17 protein-coding genes are annotated in these 19,745 nt (G+C 64.6%); 12 read left to right on the top strand and 5 right to left on the bottom strand.

Annotated elements, in window-relative coordinates:
- Positions 1-100: 100 nt before the first annotated feature.
- From hisC to ACTRWG_RS02655, 3 genes are read left to right on the top strand one after another with little or no spacing between them, the layout of a single operon-like run.
- Complete coding sequence (hisC, locus tag ACTRWG_RS02665) at positions 101-1,186, top strand: histidinol-phosphate transaminase (RefSeq protein WP_462828913.1); 1,086 nt, start codon at positions 101-103, stop codon at positions 1,184-1,186.
- The gene (locus ACTRWG_RS02660) at positions 1,183-2,115 is read left to right on the top strand and encodes a prephenate/arogenate dehydrogenase family protein (RefSeq protein ID WP_027234899.1); all 933 of its coding nucleotides are present in this window, start codon (positions 1,183-1,185) and stop codon (positions 2,113-2,115) included. The genes hisC and ACTRWG_RS02660 overlap by 4 nt, the downstream gene beginning before the upstream one ends.
- Entirely contained in the window at positions 2,112-2,837 is a 726-nt protein-coding gene (locus ACTRWG_RS02655) for an extensin-like domain-containing protein (protein WP_027234898.1), read from the top strand. Before ACTRWG_RS02660 ends, ACTRWG_RS02655 begins: the two co-directional genes overlap by 4 nt.
- 122 nt (positions 2,838-2,959) lie before the next feature.
- On the opposite strand, the gene ACTRWG_RS02650 is transcribed toward ACTRWG_RS02655, so the two are convergent.
- A complete protein-coding gene (locus ACTRWG_RS02650) occupies positions 2,960-3,958 on the bottom strand; it encodes a DUF2125 domain-containing protein (protein ID WP_462828912.1) in 999 nt (332 codons plus the stop codon).
- A gap of 67 nt (positions 3,959-4,025) precedes the next feature.
- Here ACTRWG_RS02650 and ACTRWG_RS02645 point away from each other — a divergent pair, with 67 nt between their 5' ends.
- The 3 genes from ACTRWG_RS02645 (at position 4,026) to ACTRWG_RS02635 (ending at position 7,832) form a co-directional block, all read left to right on the top strand.
- Positions 4,026-4,556: a gamma-glutamylcyclotransferase gene (locus tag ACTRWG_RS02645; RefSeq protein WP_027234896.1), complete on the top strand. Its 531-nt coding sequence runs from the start codon at positions 4,026-4,028 to the stop codon at positions 4,554-4,556.
- Positions 4,557-4,796: 240 nt separating this feature from the next.
- Positions 4,797-5,987 carry a biopolymer transporter ExbB gene (locus ACTRWG_RS02640; protein WP_027234895.1) on the top strand — a complete coding sequence of 397 codons (1,191 nt, stop codon included), beginning with the start codon at positions 4,797-4,799 and terminating at the stop codon, positions 5,985-5,987.
- Between the two features lie 3 nt (positions 5,988-5,990).
- Complete coding sequence (locus tag ACTRWG_RS02635; RefSeq protein WP_027234894.1) at positions 5,991-7,832, top strand: peptidoglycan -binding protein; 1,842 nt, start codon at positions 5,991-5,993, stop codon at positions 7,830-7,832.
- 356 nt (positions 7,833-8,188) lie between these two features.
- Here the strand turns inward: ACTRWG_RS02635 and ACTRWG_RS02630 are convergent, their stop codons facing one another.
- From ACTRWG_RS02630 to gloB, 3 genes are all read right to left on the bottom strand, one after another.
- The gene (locus ACTRWG_RS02630) at positions 8,189-9,166 is read right to left on the bottom strand and encodes a M23 family metallopeptidase (RefSeq protein ID WP_462828910.1); all 978 of its coding nucleotides are present in this window, start codon (positions 9,164-9,166) and stop codon (positions 8,189-8,191) included.
- Entirely contained in the window at positions 9,166-11,490 is a 2,325-nt protein-coding gene (gene clpA, locus ACTRWG_RS02625; RefSeq protein ID WP_027234892.1) for an ATP-dependent Clp protease ATP-binding subunit ClpA, read from the bottom strand. Before clpA ends, ACTRWG_RS02630 begins: the two co-directional genes overlap by 1 nt.
- Before the next feature lie 176 nt (positions 11,491-11,666).
- Positions 11,667-12,440 carry a hydroxyacylglutathione hydrolase gene (gene gloB / locus ACTRWG_RS02620; RefSeq protein ID WP_462828909.1) on the bottom strand — a complete coding sequence of 258 codons (774 nt, stop codon included), beginning with the start codon at positions 12,438-12,440 and terminating at the stop codon, positions 11,667-11,669.
- A 55-nt stretch (positions 12,441-12,495) separates the two neighbouring features.
- Here gloB and ACTRWG_RS02615 point away from each other — a divergent pair, with 55 nt between their 5' ends.
- From ACTRWG_RS02615 to ACTRWG_RS02590, 6 genes are all read left to right on the top strand, one after another.
- Positions 12,496-13,242, top strand: coding sequence for a class I SAM-dependent methyltransferase (locus ACTRWG_RS02615; protein ID WP_027234890.1), 747 nt, complete (start codon positions 12,496-12,498; stop codon positions 13,240-13,242).
- Between the two features lie 374 nt (positions 13,243-13,616).
- Positions 13,617-14,177 carry a F0F1 ATP synthase subunit delta gene (locus tag ACTRWG_RS02610; protein WP_027234889.1) on the top strand — a complete coding sequence of 187 codons (561 nt, stop codon included), beginning with the start codon at positions 13,617-13,619 and terminating at the stop codon, positions 14,175-14,177.
- The gene (gene atpA / locus ACTRWG_RS02605) at positions 14,178-15,716 is read left to right on the top strand and encodes a F0F1 ATP synthase subunit alpha (protein ID WP_027234888.1); all 1,539 of its coding nucleotides are present in this window, start codon (positions 14,178-14,180) and stop codon (positions 15,714-15,716) included.
- A 15-nt stretch (positions 15,717-15,731) separates the two neighbouring features.
- Positions 15,732-16,607, top strand: coding sequence for a F0F1 ATP synthase subunit gamma (locus tag ACTRWG_RS02600; protein WP_027234887.1), 876 nt, complete (start codon positions 15,732-15,734; stop codon positions 16,605-16,607).
- A gap of 21 nt (positions 16,608-16,628) precedes the next feature.
- Positions 16,629-18,053 (top strand): F0F1 ATP synthase subunit beta, encoded by a 1,425-nt coding sequence (atpD, locus tag ACTRWG_RS02595; RefSeq protein WP_027234886.1) that lies wholly within the window; start codon positions 16,629-16,631, stop codon positions 18,051-18,053.
- A 56-nt stretch (positions 18,054-18,109) separates the two neighbouring features.
- Complete coding sequence (locus ACTRWG_RS02590) at positions 18,110-18,523, top strand: F0F1 ATP synthase subunit epsilon (protein WP_259974679.1); 414 nt, start codon at positions 18,110-18,112, stop codon at positions 18,521-18,523.
- A 229-nt stretch (positions 18,524-18,752) separates the two neighbouring features.
- Here the strand turns inward: ACTRWG_RS02590 and ACTRWG_RS02585 are convergent, their stop codons facing one another.
- A complete protein-coding gene (locus tag ACTRWG_RS02585; protein WP_462828908.1) occupies positions 18,753-19,538 on the bottom strand; it encodes a hypothetical protein in 786 nt (261 codons plus the stop codon).
- Between the last annotated feature and the right edge of the window lie 207 nt (positions 19,539-19,745).

Raw genomic sequence — 19,745 nt, 5'->3', positions numbered from 1 at the left:
CTGCCGCAGGGGGGGCGGCAGCCTGGGGGAAGCGTCATCTTGGTGCTTCCCCGTCCGCGTTTGGGCCGTTATGACGGGTTGGAATTAAGGAGCCCGTATTATGACTCAACTCACACCGCAGCCCGGTATCATGGACATCGCTCTGTATCAGGGCGGGGCTGCCCATGTGAAAGGGGTGAGCAATGTTGTGAAGCTCTCCTCGAACGAGAACCCGCTTGGCCCCAGCCCCCGCGCCATTGAGGCGATGCAGGCGGCGGCGGCCAGTATGCACCGCTATCCCAGTTCGGATCATGCAGCGCTGCGGCAGGCCATCGGCGAGGTGCACGGGCTGGAGCCGGAGCAGATCATCTGCGGCGCCGGCAGCGACGAGATCATCGCCTTCCTGTGCCAGGCCTATGCCGGGCCGGGGGATGAAGTTCTCTATACGGAACATGGCTTTGCCATGTACCGCATCAGCGCACTGGCGGCCGGCGCCACCCCGGTGGAGGTGAAGGAGCGCGAGCGCGTCACTGATGTGGACGCGCTGCTGGAAGGCTGCACCAACCGCACCAAGCTGGTCTTCATCGCCAACCCCAACAACCCCACCGGCACCATGATCAGCGAGGCCGAGGTCGCGCGGCTGGCAGATGGCCTCCCCGTTGGCGCGCTTCTGGTGCTGGACGGCGCCTACGCCGAATATGTCGAGGGCTTTGATGCCGGCGCCGCGCTGATCGCATCCCGCAGCAACGTTTTCATGACCCGCACCTTCTCCAAGATATACGGCCTGGGCGGCGCCCGGATCGGCTGGGGCTACGGCCCCAAGGAGATCATCAACGTCCTGAACCGTGTGCGCGGGCCGTTCAACGTCTCCAGCACCGCGCTGGCGGGCGCTGAGGCATCCGTGCGCGATACGGATTATGTCGATCACTGCCGGTCCGAAAACGCCAAGTGGCGCGCCTGGCTGGCCAATGCGCTGGCCGAAATCGGCGTGCCGTCGGACGTCTCCAGCACCAATTTCATTCTGGCGCGTTTCAGCAGCCAGGCCGAGGCCGAGGCCTGCGACCTGTACCTGCAAGCACAGGGGCTGATCGTGCGCCGGGTGGCGGGCTACAACCTGCCCACAGCACTGCGCATCACCATCGGCGACGAAGACTCCTGCCGCCGCATCGCGCAAGGCGTCAAAGCATTCAAAGAGGGGCAGGCATGAGCAGCCAGGAAAACGGCCAGGTCTACGGCCGCGTCGCGCTGATCGGGCTGGGCCTGATCGCGTCCTCGATGTTCTGGGCGATGAAACGCGCAGGCCTTGCGGGCGAGGTCACCGGCTATGCCCGCAGTGAGGAAACCCGTGCGACGGCTCGCAAAATCGGCCTCTGCGACCGCGTCTGCGACAGCGCGCGCGACGCTGTGAAAGACGCCGACCTGGTGGTGCTCTGCGTCCCCGTCGGCGCCATGGGCCCGGTGATGGAAGAGATCGCCCCGGTGCTGAAACCCGGCGCCACGGTCTCTGACGTGGGCTCCGTCAAACGCCACGTGATCGAGGCGGTGCAGCCGCATATCCCTGAGGGCGTTCATTTCGTGCCTGCCCATCCGCTGGCCGGGACGGAGCATTCCGGCCCCGAATCCGGCTTTGCCGAGCTGTTCGACAACCGCTGGTCGCTGCTGGTCCCGGTCGAGGGCACAGATCCCGCCGCCACGGCCCGTCTGCGCGCGCTGTGGGAAGGCATGGGCGCCAATGTCGATGAGATGGACGCCGACCACCATGACCTGGTGCTGGCCGTCACCTCCCACACCCCGCACCTGATCGCCTACACGATGGTGGGTGTGGCCGACGACCTGCGCCGGGTGACCGACAGCGAGGTGATCAAATACTCCGCCGCGGGTTTCCGCGACTTCACCCGTATCGCCGCCTCTGATCCGACCATGTGGCGCGACGTGTTCCTGACCAACAAGGACGCCACGCTGGAAATTCTCGGCCGCTTCACCGAGGAACTCTTTGCCCTCCAGCGCGCCATCCGCACCGGCGACGGCGCGCATCTGCACGATTACTTCACCCGCACCCGCGCCATCCGCCGGGGCATCATCGAGGCCGGCCAGGACACCGACGCGCCGGACTTCGGCCGGGTGCAAAAGAAATGATCCGGGCCGGTGCTGTCCTTGCGGCTCTGGCCTTGGCGGCGGCGCCGGCCTTGGCGGAAAACCAGCCGGAACGCGCCCCCGAGCTGCGGGAGCTCGCCGCCCTCAGCGCCCCGGCAGCAGCCCTGCCGCCCATGCCTCTGCCGCAGGCCCGTGCAGGCACCCAGGCGACCGAGGTGCTGTTCGGCCGCAAGAAACGCCTCAAGGGCGCGGTTTGCGGCGACGCGGACATCAAGGGCGATGAGGCCGGCACTGTGGCAGGCGCCTTGCCCGGCTGTGGCGTCAAGGATGCGGTCAGGGTGCGTGAAATCGCCGGGGTGCGGCTCAGCCAGACGTCGCTGATGACCTGCAACACCGCCCGGGCGCTGAAGACCTGGATCCACCGCGAAGTGGAAACCGCCTTCGGGCGCCGCAACAAGGTGGTCGGCCTGCGGGTCGCGGCCCATTACGCCTGCCGCACCCGCAACAACCGTCCCGGCGCCAAGATCTCCGAACATGGCAAGGGCCGGGCGATCGACATTTCCGGCTTCACCCTGGCCAGCGGCGAGACCGTCACCGTTCTGCACGGCTGGAAAAAACGCAAGACCCGCAAAAAGCTGAAAAAGATCTGGCGCGCCGCCTGCGGCCCCTTCGGCACCGTGCTGGGGCCGGAGGCCGACCGTTACCACAAGGACCACTTCCACCTGGATATCGCCCGCCACCGCGGCGGCTCCTACTGCCGCTGACGGCGGCCGCCGCCAGGCGGCGCTCCCCTGTTCATCTGGCTGAAAATATCCCGGAGCGCGAGGCAGAGCCTCGCACAGTCCTGCCCTTGCCAGCGGTGAGCAGGCTGCGTGCGGGCGCGCGGTCAGCGGATGATCAGCCGCGGCGCATGGCCCAGGGGCAGCGGGCCGAGGGTGACATAACCGTCCCTGAACCCCAGGGCGATGTCGAGGTCGCGGGAATTACCGCTGGCCTCTGCCAGCAGGCCCAGAACCCGCTCCACTGTGCCGCGCAACGCAGGCGGCAGCGCGCCGGTGCGCTCGGCCATCAGCACCAGCCCGCGCCAGTTTTCCGCCTGCAGCGCGATTTCCCCCTCGGGCAGCCCCTGCGCGTCCACCGTCAGCGCGCCGGTCGCCTTCAGCCGCAAATCACCCCAGCGGGCATCGGCCAGTTTCAGATCAATCCGGCGCGGCTGCGGCCGCTGCTGCTCCAGCGCTGACCGGTCCCAGGCGGCGTCAAAGGCAACCGTCATCTCCAGCGCCAGCGTATCGAACCGCTCCGGCAGGGCAGAGCTGGCCGCCAGCAGCCGCCGCCAGGCCGCGCGCGGCGCAAACTCCTGGGCGCCGGCGGTGATCCGGTAGGTCTCGGGGCTGTCCGCTTGCACCATGCGCAGGTCCAGCGCCGCGCCGCTCAGCACCGTCTCGCCGCCGCGCTCGATCTGCCAGCTGTCCGCCACCGCCGCCAGCCGCTCCAGCTCCAGCGCCGTGCCGGGCTTCAGGTGCAGGCTGGCCTGCAACCCGTCTGCGGTGATCACCGCAGTCCGGTCGAAATACGACAGCCGCTGCGCCGTCGCCGGGAAATGCAGCTCCAGCCGCCCGGGCCAGGCGGCGGGGCTGTCCAGTTCCAGCCAGTCCGCCCGCCAAGCCGTGCCGGTGCGGGGATCCGCCAGGGCAGGGCGGCTGATCCGGGTCTGGTGCCGGAACGGATAGCCCTGTGTCTCCAGCCCGGAGTATTCCGCCTGCCAGCCCCGGCTGTCCTGCGCATCGAACCAGGCCTCGATGCCGTTCTTCAGCCCCCAGGCCGCCGCCGCCCAGTACAGGCTCCACATTGCCGCAATGGCTATCAGCAGTTTTGCCAGGCGCATCGGATAGCCTCTTTTGTCCGCAACAGGATTGCTGTTTATAGGGGGGCAGCAGAAAGGGCCAGACGACATGACCATGTGGGTATTCGGATACGGATCACTTCTTTGGAACCCCGGTTTCCCGGTGGCCCGGCGCGAGGTTGCGGTGCTGCACGGCTATGCCCGCTCCTTCTGCATGACCTCCATTCACCACCGCGGCACCGAAGACCACCCCGGCCTGGTGCTGGCGCTGGACGCGGCCGAGGGCGCCCATTGCAAGGGCATCGCGCTGTCGGTGGAGGCCGGCCACGAAGAGCAGACCCTGGCGGAGCTGCGCGAGCGCGAGCTGATCTCCTCGGCCTACCTGGAGCGTGACCTGGAGGTGGAGCTGGCGGGTGGCTCCATGGTGACCGCCGTGACCTACGTGATCGACCCGCACCACGTGCAGTATTGCGGCGGCCTCAGCCTTGAAGAGCAGGCGCAGATGATTGCCCATGCGGTCGGCGGGCGCGGTCCCAATACCGAATACCTCTACAACACTGCTGAACATCTGGCCGAGATCGGCCTGCATGACAGCGACTTGGACTGGCTGGCGGGCCGGGTGCGGGAAATCACTGCCTGAGTCCCCTCCGGACGTGCCGGTCAGGGCAGCAGATAAGGCATCCACAAAGGGCGGCGCCCGCCCGTTTCGCCGGAGGCAACCCCGCGGTTTGAGGGGCGGACAGGCGGTTGCAGGTCCGGGAAACGCGGCCGTTCGGGAAACCACAGCGCCGGACAGCCATAAAGCCTTGGCGCTCCTGGCACTTTGCTTATAGGCTGCGAACCAAATAAGAGCAGACATAAGTGTCAGGAGCCAAGACGTATGGCGCAGCCAGACCGCAAGACCCGGCCGCAGTTCTCCCAGCCGGTGCGGCAGATCATCATGATGCTGATCGCGCTGGGGCTTTCCGGATTCGGGGCCTTTGTGGCGCTGCCGCGGGTGCTGCCGGTGTTCCAGGCCAACCCCTGGCTCAACGGCTTTATAGTCTTCGTGTTTGTGATCGGGGTGCTGGCCTGCTTCTGGCAGGTGGTGCAGCTCATCGGCTCGGTGCGCTGGATCGAACGCTTTGCCGCCGGCGACAACCAGGACCACCGCCGCCCGCCGTCGATGCTGGCACCGCTGGCGTCGCTGCTGGCGACGCGCAGCGCCCGGATGCAGCTGGGCTCCGCCTCGACCCGCTCCATCCTGGACTCGGTCGCCAGCCGCATCGACGAAGACCGCGAGATCACCCGCTACATCGTCAACCTGCTGATTTTCCTCGGCCTTCTGGGTACCTTCTACGGCCTGGCCACCACGGTTCCCGCCGTCGTCGACACCATCCGCAGCCTGGCGCCGCAGGAGGGCGAAGAAGGCCTGTCGGTTTTCAATCGCCTGATGACAGGTCTTGAGGCGCAACTGGGCGGCATGGGCGTGGCCTTCGCCTCCTCGCTGCTGGGCCTTGCCGGATCGCTGATCGTGGGCCTGCTGGAACTGTTTGCGGGCCACGGCCAGAACCGCTTTTACCGCGAGTTGGAGGAATGGCTCTCCTCGATCACCCGGGTCAGCTTCTCCTCCGGCGAGGACGGCGCCGGGGACAGCGGCGTGGTTTCGCAAGTGCTCGACAACATGGCCGAGCAGATGGACGCGCTGCAGGCGATGTTTGCAGAAACCTCCGAAGGCCGCGCGGCGGTGGATCAGAAACTGGGCGCGCTGGTGGAGACCATCCAGGAGATGAACCAGCGCCAGGAGCAGACCGGCACCATTACCGCGGCACTGGACCGGGTGGCAGTCGGGCAGGAAGCGCTGACCGAGATCCTGCGCGCGCAAGGAGAGCAGGGGGCGATCGACGCCGAAAGCCGGATGCGGCTGCGCTCGATCGACGTGCAGATGCTGCGCATCCTCGAAGAAATTTCCGCGGGCCGCCAGGAAAGCCTGGCAGAGCTGCGCAAGGACATCGACCTGATGATCAAGGCCTTCGCCCGCCCGCGCGGCCTCTCGCGCGGCGGCTTGCCGGGCCGGGACGCGGGGGAATAACCTATGGCCCTTTCCCGGCGCACAGGACAGCGGTTCCAGGCCTCGATCTGGCCCGGGTTTGTCGATGCGATGACCGGGCTGCTGCTGGTGCTGATGTTTGTGCTGACCATCTTCATGGTGGTTCAGTTTGTGCTGCGCGAGACAATCACGGGCCAGGAAAGCGAGCTGGATGAGCTCTCCGCCGAAGTCAGCGCGCTGGCCTCCGCGCTGGGGCTGGAGGAGCGGGAAAACAGCCGCCTGAACGCCCGGCTGGGGGCGCTGACCTCAACGCTCAACACCGCGGAACAGGACCTCGAGCGGGCGCGCAACCTGATCACCTCGCTGACCGCAGAGCGCGACCGGCAGGCGGGCGAACTGTCCGAGGCCGCCAGCCGCATCACCAGTTTCGAAGCGCAGGTGGCGGCGCTGATCGCCAGCCGCGACGCGGCCCAGGCGCGGGTCGCTGACCTGAGCGCAGAGCGTGAAAGCCTGGAAACGGCCCGCGCCAAACTGCTCAGCGAGCAGGAGGCATTGAACCTGGCGCTGGCCCAGGCCCGCGGCGAGATCGACGCCCAGGCCGAAGCGGCCCGTTTGGCCGCGGCACAGCGCGAGGCGATGGAAGCGCTGATCGCCAGCCTGGAGGCGGAGCAAACAGCAAACACTGAAGAAATCGCCGGTCTTCAGGAACAGCTGAGCGCCGAGGAAGCGGCCCGGATGGTGGAAGCCGCCGCCGCCGAAGCCCTGCGCGAAAAGCTGCAATCGGCGGATGCTGAGCTGACCGCCATGACCCTGGCGCTGGAGGCGCAGCGGCAGGAGGCTGAGGATACGCTGACATTGCTGGCCGCTGCCGAGGCCGCAAAGAAGCAGCTCGACGCGCAATTGTCCGAACTGGAGACGGCCCGCGCAGGCTCGGACGCCGAAGCCGGGCGGCTGGCGGCAGAGCTGGCAGAGGCCAAGGCGGCGCTGGCCGCGGCGGAAACTCAGGCCAGCGAGCTGGACGTGCTGCGCCAGCGGCTGCTGGCGGCAGCCGCCGCGCAGGAGGCGGCGGAGGCCACCGCGTCGGACCGGCTGACCCAGGCGGAAGAACGCGCCGCCCTTCTGGCGCAAGCCCGCGAGGCGCTCTCGCAGGAGAAAGCGGTGTCAGAGGAGGCCCGCCGAGAAACCGCGCTGCTCAACCAGCAGGTGGCGGCCCTGCGCGAACAGCTGGGGGGCTTGCAGGCCATTCTGGACGACTACCAGGCCCGCGACGCCGCGCAGCAGGTGCAGCTGCAGAACCTGGGCCAGGACCTGAACGCAGCCCTCGCCCGCGCCGCATCAGAGGAGCGCAGGCGGCGGCTGCTGGAGGAACAGGAGCGCAAGCGCCTGGAAGCCGAAGCCGAGGCGCTGGCCAGCAAGGCACAGGACCTGGAGCGCTACCGGTCGGAGTTCTTTGGCCGTCTGCGCGACCTTTTGGGCACCCAGGAGGGCGTGCGCATCCAGGGCGACCGTTTTGTCTTTGCCTCCGAAGTGCTGTTTGCGCCCGGCAGCGCCACCCTGTCGGCTGAGGGCAAGGTGGAGATCGCCAAGGTGGTGTCGATCCTGCAAAGCGTGGTAGCAGCGATCCCGCCGGAAATCAGCTGGATCATCCGGGTAGACGGCCATACCGATGACACGCCTTTGGGCGCACATCCGAAATTCTCCGACAACTGGGAGCTCAGCCAGGGACGGGCGCTGTCGGTGGTGCGCTATATGGTGGAGGCGCTGGGGGTGCCGCCGTCGCGGCTTGCGGCCAACGGGTTCGGGGAGTACCAGCCGGTGAACCCGGCGGACACGCCCGAAGCGCGCGCCCAGAACCGGCGCATTGAGCTGAAGTTCACCGAGAAGTAATCCGGGCCGGCGCCTTGCGGATCCGCCCCGTGCTGCGGCTGGCGCCCGCGGCCGGCCAAAGGGGCTGCGCCAGCGCGGCCGGCGGAAGGTGCAACCCGCTTCACTAATGGAGACAAGCTACTAGTTACGCACGGGTTGCTGCCCCACCGGGCAGTAGGGCACTATTAAAACTATTGCGAATGCGGGAGTTATCAACTTTTGAAGGAAAACGTCCCGCGCGTTGCAGCCCCAGCGGCGTATTCCGGCGCGCTCCCGCCCGGCGCCTGGCCGCCCCGCTGGGGCGTCCGCGCCGGTTGGGCCGCGCATCTACCGGGGCTGCTGCCCCGGCAGATGCGGCACCGTGATACAGCAAAGCTTTAGTCCGGGGTGTCCGCCAGCCTCATGCTGCTGCTGAAGCTGTCCACCTCGCTGCCGCCGCGCAGCAGGCGCGCCGTTCCGGTATAGCTGCCCGCAGGCCAGGACCCGCCGCGCAGACGGCGGCCGGTGGCGCGGAAGAACTGCGCCTGATCCTTTTCCAGCGCTTCTCGGCGGCTCACAAACTCACCGCCGGGCCCGGTCACCGTCAGCTCCAGCGTGTCGCCGGCCTGGCCGCCAAAGGCGTAGGCCCAGAACACGAAGGCCGGGGCATCCGCGGCCAGCGGCGCCTGGTCGGCGGTGCCATCCTTGATCGCCTGGTATTCGGGAATGGCAGTGCTGAAGCCTGCGCCCAGCACGCCGCCGGGCCGGTAGGGCAGCGGGTCGGCCCAGAGCGTCTGCCCGGACGGACTGGCGCAGGTGCCGGAACTGTCCGGCGCAAAGGGATCCACCACCGCGCCGTCCTTGCGGACAGACAGATGCAGATGCGGGAACTGGGTCTTGCCGGACAGGCCGACTTCGCCCAGGGCATCTCCGGCCTTGACCTTCATGCCGCTTTGGACCCGGATCGAGCCGCGCTTCATGTGGCAATACTGGGTTTCCCAGCCGCCGCCATGCCGCAGCACAACGCCGTTGCCGCACTCCTTGCCTTCAATGGCCGCGGCATTCTCTGCGGTTGCGTACTGGTCCGGCATGGTGTTGCGGTTGCCCAGGACGACGCCATCCGCGGCGGCGCGGACCGTGGCGCCGGCCCGCATGTCCGACAGGTAGGGCAGGGCAATGTCCGTGCCCTTGTGGCCCTCATAGCTGAGAGTGCCGCAAGTGAAATCCGTGGCCCCGGGGCCCGGGTCATGGTCCACAAACTGCTGGATGTGGCAGTCCTGGCCAAGGGTGCAATCCAGCGGGAACTGCAAACGAAAATCGCCCGCCGCGGCGGGCGCGGCGAGCGATAAAGCGATCAGCAGTCCTGCGGGGCGCATCAGTCCGCGGTCAGGAGCGGCGGCCGGTCGCCGGAAATCCGCGGCTTGCCCGGACCCTCCAGGCGCAGATCCAGCTTGCCGTCCTTGATACCGACCTTGACGACGCCGCCTTTGGTCAGCTTGCCGAACAAGAGCTCCTCTGCCAGCGGCTTCTTGATGTGCTCCTGAATGACCCGGCCCAAAGGCCGCGCGCCCATGCGGTCGTCGTAGCCCTTGTCGGCCAGCCACTCGGCCGCCTTGCGGGTCAGTTCGATGGAGACGTTGCGGTCCATCAGCTGCGCTTCCAGCTGGAGGACGAACTTCTCGACCACCTGCAGGATCACCTCTTTGCCCAGCGGCGCGAAGGAGATCACCGCGTCCAGGCGGTTGCGGAACTCCGGCGTGAAGGTGCGCTCGATGGCGGCGGTATCCTCGCCCTCGCGGCGGTCGCGGCCAAAGCCGATCGCGGCCTTTGCCATGTCGGAAGCGCCCGCGTTGGAGGTCATGATCAGGATCACGTTGCGGAAATTGACCGTCCGGCCGTTGTGGTCCGTCAGCTGGCCGTTGTCCATCACCTGCAAGAGGATGTTGTAGACGTCCGGGTGCGCCTTTTCGATCTCATCCAGCAGCAGCACGCAGTGCGGGTGCTGATCGACGCCATCGGTCAAGAGGCCGCCCTGGTCAAAGCCGACATAGCCCGGAGGCGCACCGATCAGGCGGGAGACCGCGTGTTTCTCCATGTACTCGGACATGTCAAAGCGCAGCAGCTCCACACCCAGCTGATCTGCCAGCTGTTTCGCAACCTCGGTCTTGCCGACGCCGGTGGGGCCCGCAAACAGATAGTTGCCAATCGGCTTCTCCGGCTCGCGCAGGCCGGCACGGGCCAGCTTGATGGCACTCGACAGGGCGGTGATCGCATCGTCCTGGCCGAAGACCACGCGCTTGAGCGACTTCTCCAGATCTTTCAGCACCTCGGCATCGTCCTTGGAGACGTTCTTGGGCGGAATGCGGGCGATCTTCGCCACGACCGCTTCAATATCCTTGACGCCGATGGTCTTGCGGCGCTTGCTTTCGATGATCAGGTGCTGCGCGGCGCCGGCCTCATCAATCACGTCAATCGCCTTGTCGGGCAGCTTGCGGTCGTTGATGTAGCGCGCTGACAGCTCCACCGCGGTCTTGATCGCGTCGCCGGTGAACTTGATGCCGTGATGCTCCTCGAAATAGGGCTTCAGACCCTTCAGGATCTCGATGGAATCTTCCACCGACGGCTCATTCACGTCGATCTTCTGGAACCGGCGGGACAGCGCGCGGTCCTTCTCGAAATGCTGGCGGAACTCCTTATAGGTGGTGGAGCCCATGGTGCGCAGCTTGCCGCCCTGCAGCGCAGGTTTCAGCAGGTTCGACGCATCCATCGCGCCGCCCGACGTGGCGCCGGCGCCGATCACGGTGTGGATCTCGTCGATGAACAGCACCGCGTCCGGGTGGTCCTCCAGCTCGGAGACCACGGCCTTCAGCCGCTCCTCGAAATCGCCGCGGTAGCGGGTGCCAGCCAGCAGCGCGCCCATGTCGAGCGAATAGATGGTGGTTTCCGACAGGATCTCCGGTGTCTCGCCCGAGACGATGCGGCGCGCAAGGCCCTCGGCGATGGCGGTTTTGCCAACGCCCGGATCGCCCACCAGCAGCGGGTTGTTCTTGCGGCGGCGGCACAGCACCTGGATGCAGCGCTCCACCTCGTGGTCGCGGCCGATCAGCGGGTCGATGTCGCCGTCGCGGGATTTTGCGTTCAGATCGACGCAGTATTTCGCCAGCGCCGACTCTTTCTTTTCGCCCTCGGGGGCGGTGGTCAGGTTGTCCTCTTCCTGCTCCGTCGCGCCGGTTACCGGGCGGGATTCCCCATAGGCCGGGTCCTTGGCGACGCCATGGGCGATGAAGTTCACCGCGTCATAGCGGGTCATCTCCTGGTCCTGCAGGAAATAGGCGGCATCGCTTTCGCGCTCGGCAAAGATGGCGACCAGCACATTCGCCCCCGTTACCTCAGTCCGGCCGGAGCTTTGGACGTGGATCGCGGCGCGCTGGATGACGCGCTGGAAGGCGGCGGTCGGTACCGCCTCGGAGCCGTCGATATCGGTGACCAGATTGGCAAGATCCTCATCCACGAATTCCACCAGGGAGGATCGCAATTCGGTCAGGTCGACACTGCAGGCGCGCATCACGCGGGCCGCGTCGGGCTCGTCGATCAGGGCCAGAAGCAGATGTTCCAGGGTTGCGAATTCGTGACGGCGTTCATTCGCCAGCGCAAGCGCTGCGTGAATGGCCTGTTCCAGGGTGCTCGAGAATGAAGGCACGGGCGTGCTCCTCTGATCTTGGGTTGGCCGGCGGGGCGGTATTAACCAACCCCTCAGTTCAACCATGTGCTTATATGGTTAGAGTTTGGTTGATAGAGCGCCGGCTTCAAGGGCTTTTCTTCATTTTGCGGTCACAATTATTTTCTCCCTGTTGCACCCGGACGCCCTTGATTTGCTCAGAAATTGTCTTTGCGCTTGCGGATTTCGGCAAAAACTTCTGCGTCATCAGCATCTTCCATGCCCAGATGCGCTCTGATGGCGCTATCACCGGCGCGCAGGAACGGATTGGTGCCAAGTTCCAGCTGCAAGGACGAAGGCACTGTCGGGTCACCCTTTTCCCGCGCGCTTGCGATATCGCGGATGCGGTCCTGCAACGCCGGGTTGCCCGGATCCACAGTGGCCGCAAAGGCACCGTTAGACTGGGTGTATTCATGGCCTGAGTAAACCATAGTTTGCGGCGGCAGCGCGGCAAGACGCGACAGGCTGGCCCACATCTGCTGCGGCGTGCCCTCAAACAGCCGCCCGCAGCCCAGTGCCATCAGGCTGTCGGCGGTGAACACCGCGTCCGCGCCGGGGATGTAATAGGCGATATGCCCCACCGTGTGGCCGGAAACATCCATCACCTGCACCTCCTCGCCCAGCAGGGTGAATGTGCCGCCGTCCTTCACAGCCAAGTCCAGATCAGGCAGCCGGTGCGCGTCCGCCTCGGCACCGGTCACCTTGGCGCCATAAGCCTCCCGCAGCTCTGCCACGCCGTCCACATGGTCCCAGTGGTGATGCGTCAGCAGGATCCAGTCCAGCCCCCAGCCGCGTTCCTCAAGCGCTGCCTTGATGGCGCCGGCTTCGGGCGCGTCCACCAGCGCGGTCTCGCCCGAGTCCGGATTATGGATCAAAAAGGCATAGTTATCGGACAGGCAGGGCAGGGTGATGATCTCAAGAGGCATGGTCATTCGCCTTTACATTGCTAAACTGCGCCCAGATTGGCCGAAGCAGCAGGCGCCCGCAATGCATCTTGATGTGCAGGATCTGAGGAACTTCTACTACCGCAGCACGCTGGGCCGTGCGGCGCAGGCGTCGATCCGCGGCCGCCTGCTGGAGCTGTGGCCGGAGGCCGAAGGCCTGACGGTCGCGGGCTTCGGCTTTGCCGCGCCGCTGTTGCGCCCCTACCTGCCGGAGGCGCGCCGGGTGATGGCGCTGATGCCGGGGCCGCAGGGGGTGATGCAATGGCCTGCGGGGATGCCCAATGTCTCGGTGCTGTGCGAGGAGACCAGCTGGCCTGTCGATACCGGCCGGATCGACCGGCTGGTGGTGCTGCACGGGCTGGAGACCTCGGAACGGCCCGCCCGGCTGCTGGAGGAATGCTGGCGGGTGCTGGGGCCGGGCGGCCGGGCGATTTTCATCGTCCCGAACCGGGCCGGGTTCTGGGCCCGCTCGGATCTCACCCCTTTCGGCTATGGCCGCCCCTACACGCTGCGCCAGCTCGAAGGCCAGCTGCGCGAGCATCAGTTCGCCATCGAGCAGCACACCGCGGCGCTGTACCGGCTGCCCAGCCACAAGCGGTTCTGGCTCAAATCCGGCGCCATGCTGGAGAAGATGGGCCGCAAACTGCCGGCAATGCTGGCCGGCGGGGTGTTCATGGTCGAGGTCAGCAAGCAGACCTATCCGCAGAAGGGCCACATGATCCGCACCAAGACCCCCAGCCGCATCCGGGTGCTGGAAGGGCTGTCCAACCCGATGCCGGAGCCGGCCTGACCCCGTGGCCGCCGATTTCGATTCCCTGAAACTGCCGGCGCCGCCGCCGCAGCGCAGCAAAACCGGCCCCGGCAGCGATATGTGACGGATTTCGGGGCAAATGCCGCTGTCCGGAATCGCCAAATTCTGCAGTTCAGCCGCACTTTTTTATTTGCCGACTGTGGTCAAAGGGCCGCACTTCCCGCAAGCCTTTGAAAACACGGAAAACATGCTTTCATCCGTTACCGTTATAGACAGTTGATAGGTCGCATCCGCTCTGCTAGACCCACGCTGATTTCAACGCCCCGCTGCCAATGGGGGATGACTCACGCCCCCGGACGCCTCCTGACGCCAGGTACGCCAACCGGGGCCAAAAACATATCGGAAGGGTGGACGTGTCCGAACCAGCTTCGATTTCTGCAGGCATTGCTGCGCGCTATGCCACGGCGGTGTTCGACATCGCTGAAGAAAACAAGGCGCTCGACAGCCTTGAAACCAGCATCAATGACCTGGCAGCCGCGCTGGCTGACAGCGACGACCTCAACAGCCTGATCCACTCGCCGCTCGTGTCGCGCGAAGAGCAGGGCGCCGCAATCACCGCGGTGGCAGACAAGATGGGCCTGGAGCCCGTCCTGCGCAATACCCTGGCTCTGATGGCTGACAAGCGCCGCCTGTTTGTGCTGCCCGCGCTGATCGAGGCGCTGCGCGCCCGCCTGGCTGACGCCCGCGGCGAAGTCACCGCCGAGGTGGTGTCCGCCAAGGCGCTGACCAAGACCCAGAGCGAAAAGCTGGCCAAGACCCTGGCCGAGCGCGTGGGCAAGAAAGTTACCATCAATGCTTCCGTCGATGCCTCCATCATCGGCGGTCTTGTCGTTAAAGTGGGCTCGAAGATGATCGACAGCTCGATCCGCTCCAAGCTCAACTCCCTACAGAATGCAATGAAAGAGGTCGGATAAATGGGTATCCAAGCAGCAGAGATTTCTGCGATCCTGAAAGACCAGATCAAGAATTTTGGTCAAGAAGCCGAAGTGGCAGAAATCGGCCGCGTGCTGTCCGTTGGTGACGGTATTGCCCGCGTCTACGGCCTCGACAACGTTCAGGCCGGTGAAATGGTCGAATTCCCGGGCGGCATCATGGGCATGGCGCTGAACCTGGAAGCCGACAACGTCGGTATCGTGATCTTCGGCTCCGATCGCGACATTAAAGAAGGCGACACCGTCAAGCGCACCAACTCGATCGTGGACGTTCCGGCCGGCCCCGAGCTGCTGGGCCGCGTTGTCGACGGTCTGGGCAACCCGCTGGACGGCAAGGGCCCGATCAACGCTTCCCAGCGTCTGGTCGCAGACGTCAAGGCGCCGGGCATCATCCCGCGTAAATCGGTGCACGAGCCGATGGCAACCGGCCTCAAGTCGGTTGACGCGATGATCCCGATCGGCCGCGGCCAGCGCGAGCTGATCATCGGCGACCGTCAGACCGGTAAGACCGCCGTGGCTCTGGACACCATCCTGAACCAGAAAACCTACAACGACGCCGCAGGCGACGACGAGTCCAAGAAACTGTACTGCGTCTACGTTGCTGTCGGCCAGAAGCGTTCGACCGTTGCCCAGCTGGTGAAGAAGCTGGAAGAAGCCGGCGCGATGGAATACTCCATCGTCGTGGCCGCAACCGCGTCCGACCCGGCGCCGCTGCAGTTCCTGGCGCCCTACGCCGCGACCGCGATGGCCGAATACTTCCGCGACAACGGCAAGCACGCGCTGATCATCTATGATGACCTGTCCAAGCAGGCCGTGGCCTACCGCCAGATGTCCCTGCTGCTGCGCCGTCCGCCGGGACGTGAAGCTTACCCGGGCGACGTTTTCTACCTGCACTCCCGCCTGCTGGAGCGTTCGGCCAAGCTGAACGAAGACTTCGGCGCCGGCTCGCTGACCGCTCTGCCGGTTATCGAAACCCAGGGCGGCGACGTGTCCGCGTTTATTCCGACCAACGTGATCTCGATCACCGACGGCCAGATCTTCCTGGAAACCGAGCTGTTCTACCAGGGCATCCGCCCCGCCGTGAACACCGGTCTGTCGGTTTCGCGTGTGGGCTCCTCGGCCCAGACCAACGCGATGAAGACCGTTGCAGGCCCGGTGAAACTGTCGCTGGCCCAGTACCGCGAAATGGCGGCCTTCGCCCAGTTCGGTTCCGACCTCGACGCCGCCACCCAGCAGCTGCTGGCCCGCGGCGCCCGTCTGACCGAGCTGATGAAGCAGCCGCAGTACTCGCCGCTGACCAACGCCGAAATCGTCTGCGTCATCTTCGCCGGCACCAACGGCTACCTCGACAAGGTCGACATCAAGGACGTCGGCCGCTGGGAAGCAGGTCTGCTGGCGCATATGCGCGGCAAAGGCAAGGAGACCCTGGACTGGATCACCAACGAAGATCCCAAGATCAAGGGCGACGCCGCTGACAAACTCAAGGCTGCGATCGACGAATACGCCGCCACCTTCGCATAAGGAGAGAGTCGGGACATGCCTTCTCTCAAGGACCTTAAAAACAGGATCGAGTCGGTCAAATCGACCCGCAAGATCACTAAAGCCATGCAAATGGTGGCCGCGGCGAAACTTCGCCGCGCCCAGGAAGCTGCCGAGGATTCCCGGCCCTACACCAAGCGGTTCAACGCCGTGATGGCAGGGCTGGCGGCCTCGGTCGGCGGTTCCGACTCCGCGCCCAAGCTGCTTCGCGGCACCGGCTCGGACCAGGTACAGCTGCTGATCGTGATGACTGCCGAGCGCGGTCTGTGCGGCGGCTTCAACTCGAACATTGCCAAGCTCGCCCGCCAAAAGGCGGCTGAGCTGAAGGCCGCGGGCAAGACGGTCAAGATCCTGACCGTCGGCAAAAAGGGCCGCGACGCCCTGAAACGCGACCTGGGCGATGATTTCGTCGGCCATGTGGACCTCAGCGAAGTCAAGCGTATCGGCTATGCCAATGCGCAGGCGATCGCCAAGGACATCCTGACCCGGTTCGATGCTGGTGAATTCGACGTTGCCACGATCTTCTACTCGGAGTTCGTCAACGTGGTGACCCAGATTCCGACCGCGCAGCAGATCATCCCGGCTTCCTTTGAAGCCGAGGAAGGCGAGAGCTCTGGCGCCGTCTACGACTACGAACCCGGCGAAGAGCGGATCCTGGCGGACCTGCTGCCGCGCGGCGTGGCGACCCAGATCTTCTCGGGGCTGCTGGAAAACGGTGCATCCGAACAGGGTGCCCGGATGAGCGCGATGGACAACGCAACCCGCAACGCGGGCGAGATGATCGACAAGCTGACCATCGAGTTCAACCGTTCCCGTCAGGCCGTGATCACCAACGAGCTGATTGAAATCATTTCGGGCGCTGAGGCGCTCTAAGAGACAACCGGAGACCAACAAATGGCACAAGCAAAAGGCAAGGTGACCCAGATCATCGGCGCCGTTGTGGACGTCCAGTTTGACGACCACCTGCCCGCAATTCTGAACGCACTGCACACCGAAAACGGCGGCAAGACCCTGGTTCTGGAAGTGGCCCAGCACCTCGGCGAAAACACCGTCCGCACCATCGCTATGGACGCAACCGAGGGCCTGGTCCGCGGTCAGGACGTGACCGACACCGGCGCGCCGATCTCGATCCCGGTCGGCAACGCCACCCTGGGCCGCATCCTGAACGTGGTGGGTGAACCCGTGGACGAAAAGGGCCCGGTCAGCGCGACTGAGACCCGCGCCATCCACCAGCCCGCACCCGAGTTCAACGAGCAGTCCACCGAGTCCGAGATCCTGGTGACCGGCATCAAGGTGATCGACCTGCTGGCCCCGTATTCCAAGGGCGGCAAGATCGGCCTGTTCGGCGGCGCCGGCGTGGGCAAAACCGTTCTGATCATGGAACTGATCAACAACATCGCCAAAGTGCACTCCGGCTACTCGGTGTTCGCGGGTGTTGGCGAACGGACCCGTGAAGGCAACGACCTGTACTGGGAAATGATCGAATCCAACGTGATCAAGCCGGACAACCTGGAAGACTCCCAGGTGGCCCTGGTTTACGGTCAGATGAACGAGCCTCCGGGAGCCCGTGCCCGTGTTGCGCTGACCGGCCTGACCCTGGCCGAACAGTTCCGCGACCAGTCCGGCACCGACGTTCTGTTCTTCGTCGACAACATCTTCCGCTTCACCCAGGCGGGCTCGGAAGTGTCCGCTCTGCTCGGCCGTATCCCCTCCGCTGTGGGCTACCAGCCGACCCTGGCCACCGACATGGGCGCCATGCAGGAGCGTATCACCTCGACCAAGAACGGCTCGATCACCTCGATCCAGGCCGTCTACGTTCCCGCGGACGACCTTACCGACCCGGCACCGGCAACCACCTTTGCCCACCTGGATGCGACCACCGTTCTGAACCGTGCGATCTCCGAACTCGGCATCTACCCCGCTGTGGACCCGCTCGATAGCTCGTCGCGCCTGATGGACCCGCAGATCGTGGGCGAAGAGCACTATGCGGTTGCGTCCGACGTTCAGCAGATCCTCCAGCGCTACAAGTCGCTGCAGGACATCATCGCCATCCTCGGCATGGACGAACTGTCGGAAGAGGACAAGCTGACCGTTGCGCGTGCGCGTAAGATCCAGCGTTTCCTGTCCCAGCCGTTCGACGTTGCGAAGGTCTTCACCGGCTCCGACGGTGTCCAGGTTCCGCTGGAAGACACCATCTCGTCGTTCAAGGCTGTTGTGGCCGGCGAATACGACCACCTGCCCGAAGGCGCCTTCTACATGGTTGGCGGCATCGACGAAGTGATCGCCAAAGCCGAGAAGATGGCTGCGGAAGCCGCCTAAGAACGGATTTTCCCCCGCGCTTTCGCGGTGCGGGGGAACCCTGAAAGGAGGCCCCAATGGCACAAACGATGCAATTCGACCTCGTCAGCCCGGAGCGCGCCCTGGCGTCGCTGCAGGCCAGCGCGGTTCAGATCCCCGGCGCCGAGGGCGACATGACGGCGATGCCTTCGCACGCGCCGACCATCACCACCCTGCGCCCCGGCGTGCTGAAGGTCGAAAGCCCCGAAGGCAACTCGGAGTATCTGGTGACCGGCGGTTTTGCCGAAATCGCAGGCGACAGCCTGTCGGTTCTGGCCGAGCGCGCGATCCCGATGACTGAGATGACCCGCGATCAGATGAACGAGCTGATCGAGGAAGCCCGCGAGATGTACAAGACCGCGAAAGAGGAAGACCAGCCCCACGGCCTGGTCGAGGACGCAGCCAAGCTGCTCGCCGACATGGAAGCCCTGGGCACCCATATGTCTCTCTGATCCTTCGCGGACTGGACGAGTTTGAAACCGGCTCCCCTTGGGGGCCGGTTTTATTTTGGGGCAGGCGGGTTGCGGACGGCTGCAGGACGATAGCGGACCGTTCCTGAGTAGGAGCGGGACAGCGTATTCGGGACAAACCGGACTTTCGCCGCAGATGCAGCCTGGGCAAGGCCGAGTTCCGCCCAAGCGCAGATAACAGACTTTGCAGAGCCATAGCGCCAGGGCTAACCTAATTAGGATAGAGGCTTTCCCCGCCCTTCCATTCGAAAGCCGAGTATACCTCGAGTAGCGTGTTGCGCAGGACGTTGATAGTTTGCACTGACACGTCTACTGCACCGTAGTGGCCATCAGACATCGTGGCGCCAAATTTGTTCCCATTCAAACCCATGCCTATGAGAGCGGTACCTTCAATGCTGATTTTGGATTTATCGACCTTCTTCAAATCGATTTTCTTCCCATAGTGCTCACCCTTGGATCGGTCTTCGGCATGTTGAATTGAGTTGCGAATTCCTCGCAAATCGGGAAGAGAAGCGCCGAATTTCTTGTGAATGTCTATTATGTCAGTTGGTGCGTCTGGGTCTTTCGCTATGTCACCAAGAAATTTGTCAAACAAATCCAATGCGTGAATGAACGCTTTCGCAAAGATAAACGGCGGCTTACTCAGAAGACTCTGAGGCAAAAATCCGCGCTCCCACATCTGGTGGCGAACTTGAGTATCCACAAGAAGCCTTCTTTTGTCGTACTCCTCTATAACACCCTCATTCGGCATTCCGATTGGCATCATACCATTAGGAAATAATTCTGATTCTACTTCGCGGGATATGCTACTGCGAGCCTCAAACTCCTCCATATGGCGTTCCATAGTTTGATTAGACGCGTGAGCTTGATCGAACATGTTGAGCGTTACATTCGCCTCCAAGACTGCGTCTTCCAGGCACCCTATTTGCCCGCCAATGCGCCAGGCCGCATCTTTGTCTAAACCCTCTATCCATATTCCGGGTTTGGTCCACTCCAATATTACCAAATCAAATCCCTCAAAACTTGTAGATTGTTGCAGAAGGTATGATGCAAACCAATAAAGGAGCAAGCCCTTCCAACCAATGCTGCGCTTCGCATGCGGGACCTTGCAATGGCCGCATAGCGTGGGGGAGCGACGTGCTGCACCTGCGAGGGCCTGGCAGGCGATCAAAGACCGCTATGGTGCAGGTTTCTCAGACGCCAT

The organism is Leisingera sp. G5_S3_59_S7 (genome assembly GCF_054968485.1).
Note: the sequence above shows the minus strand (reverse complement) of the source record. Positions and strands in the feature narration are given on the sequence as shown.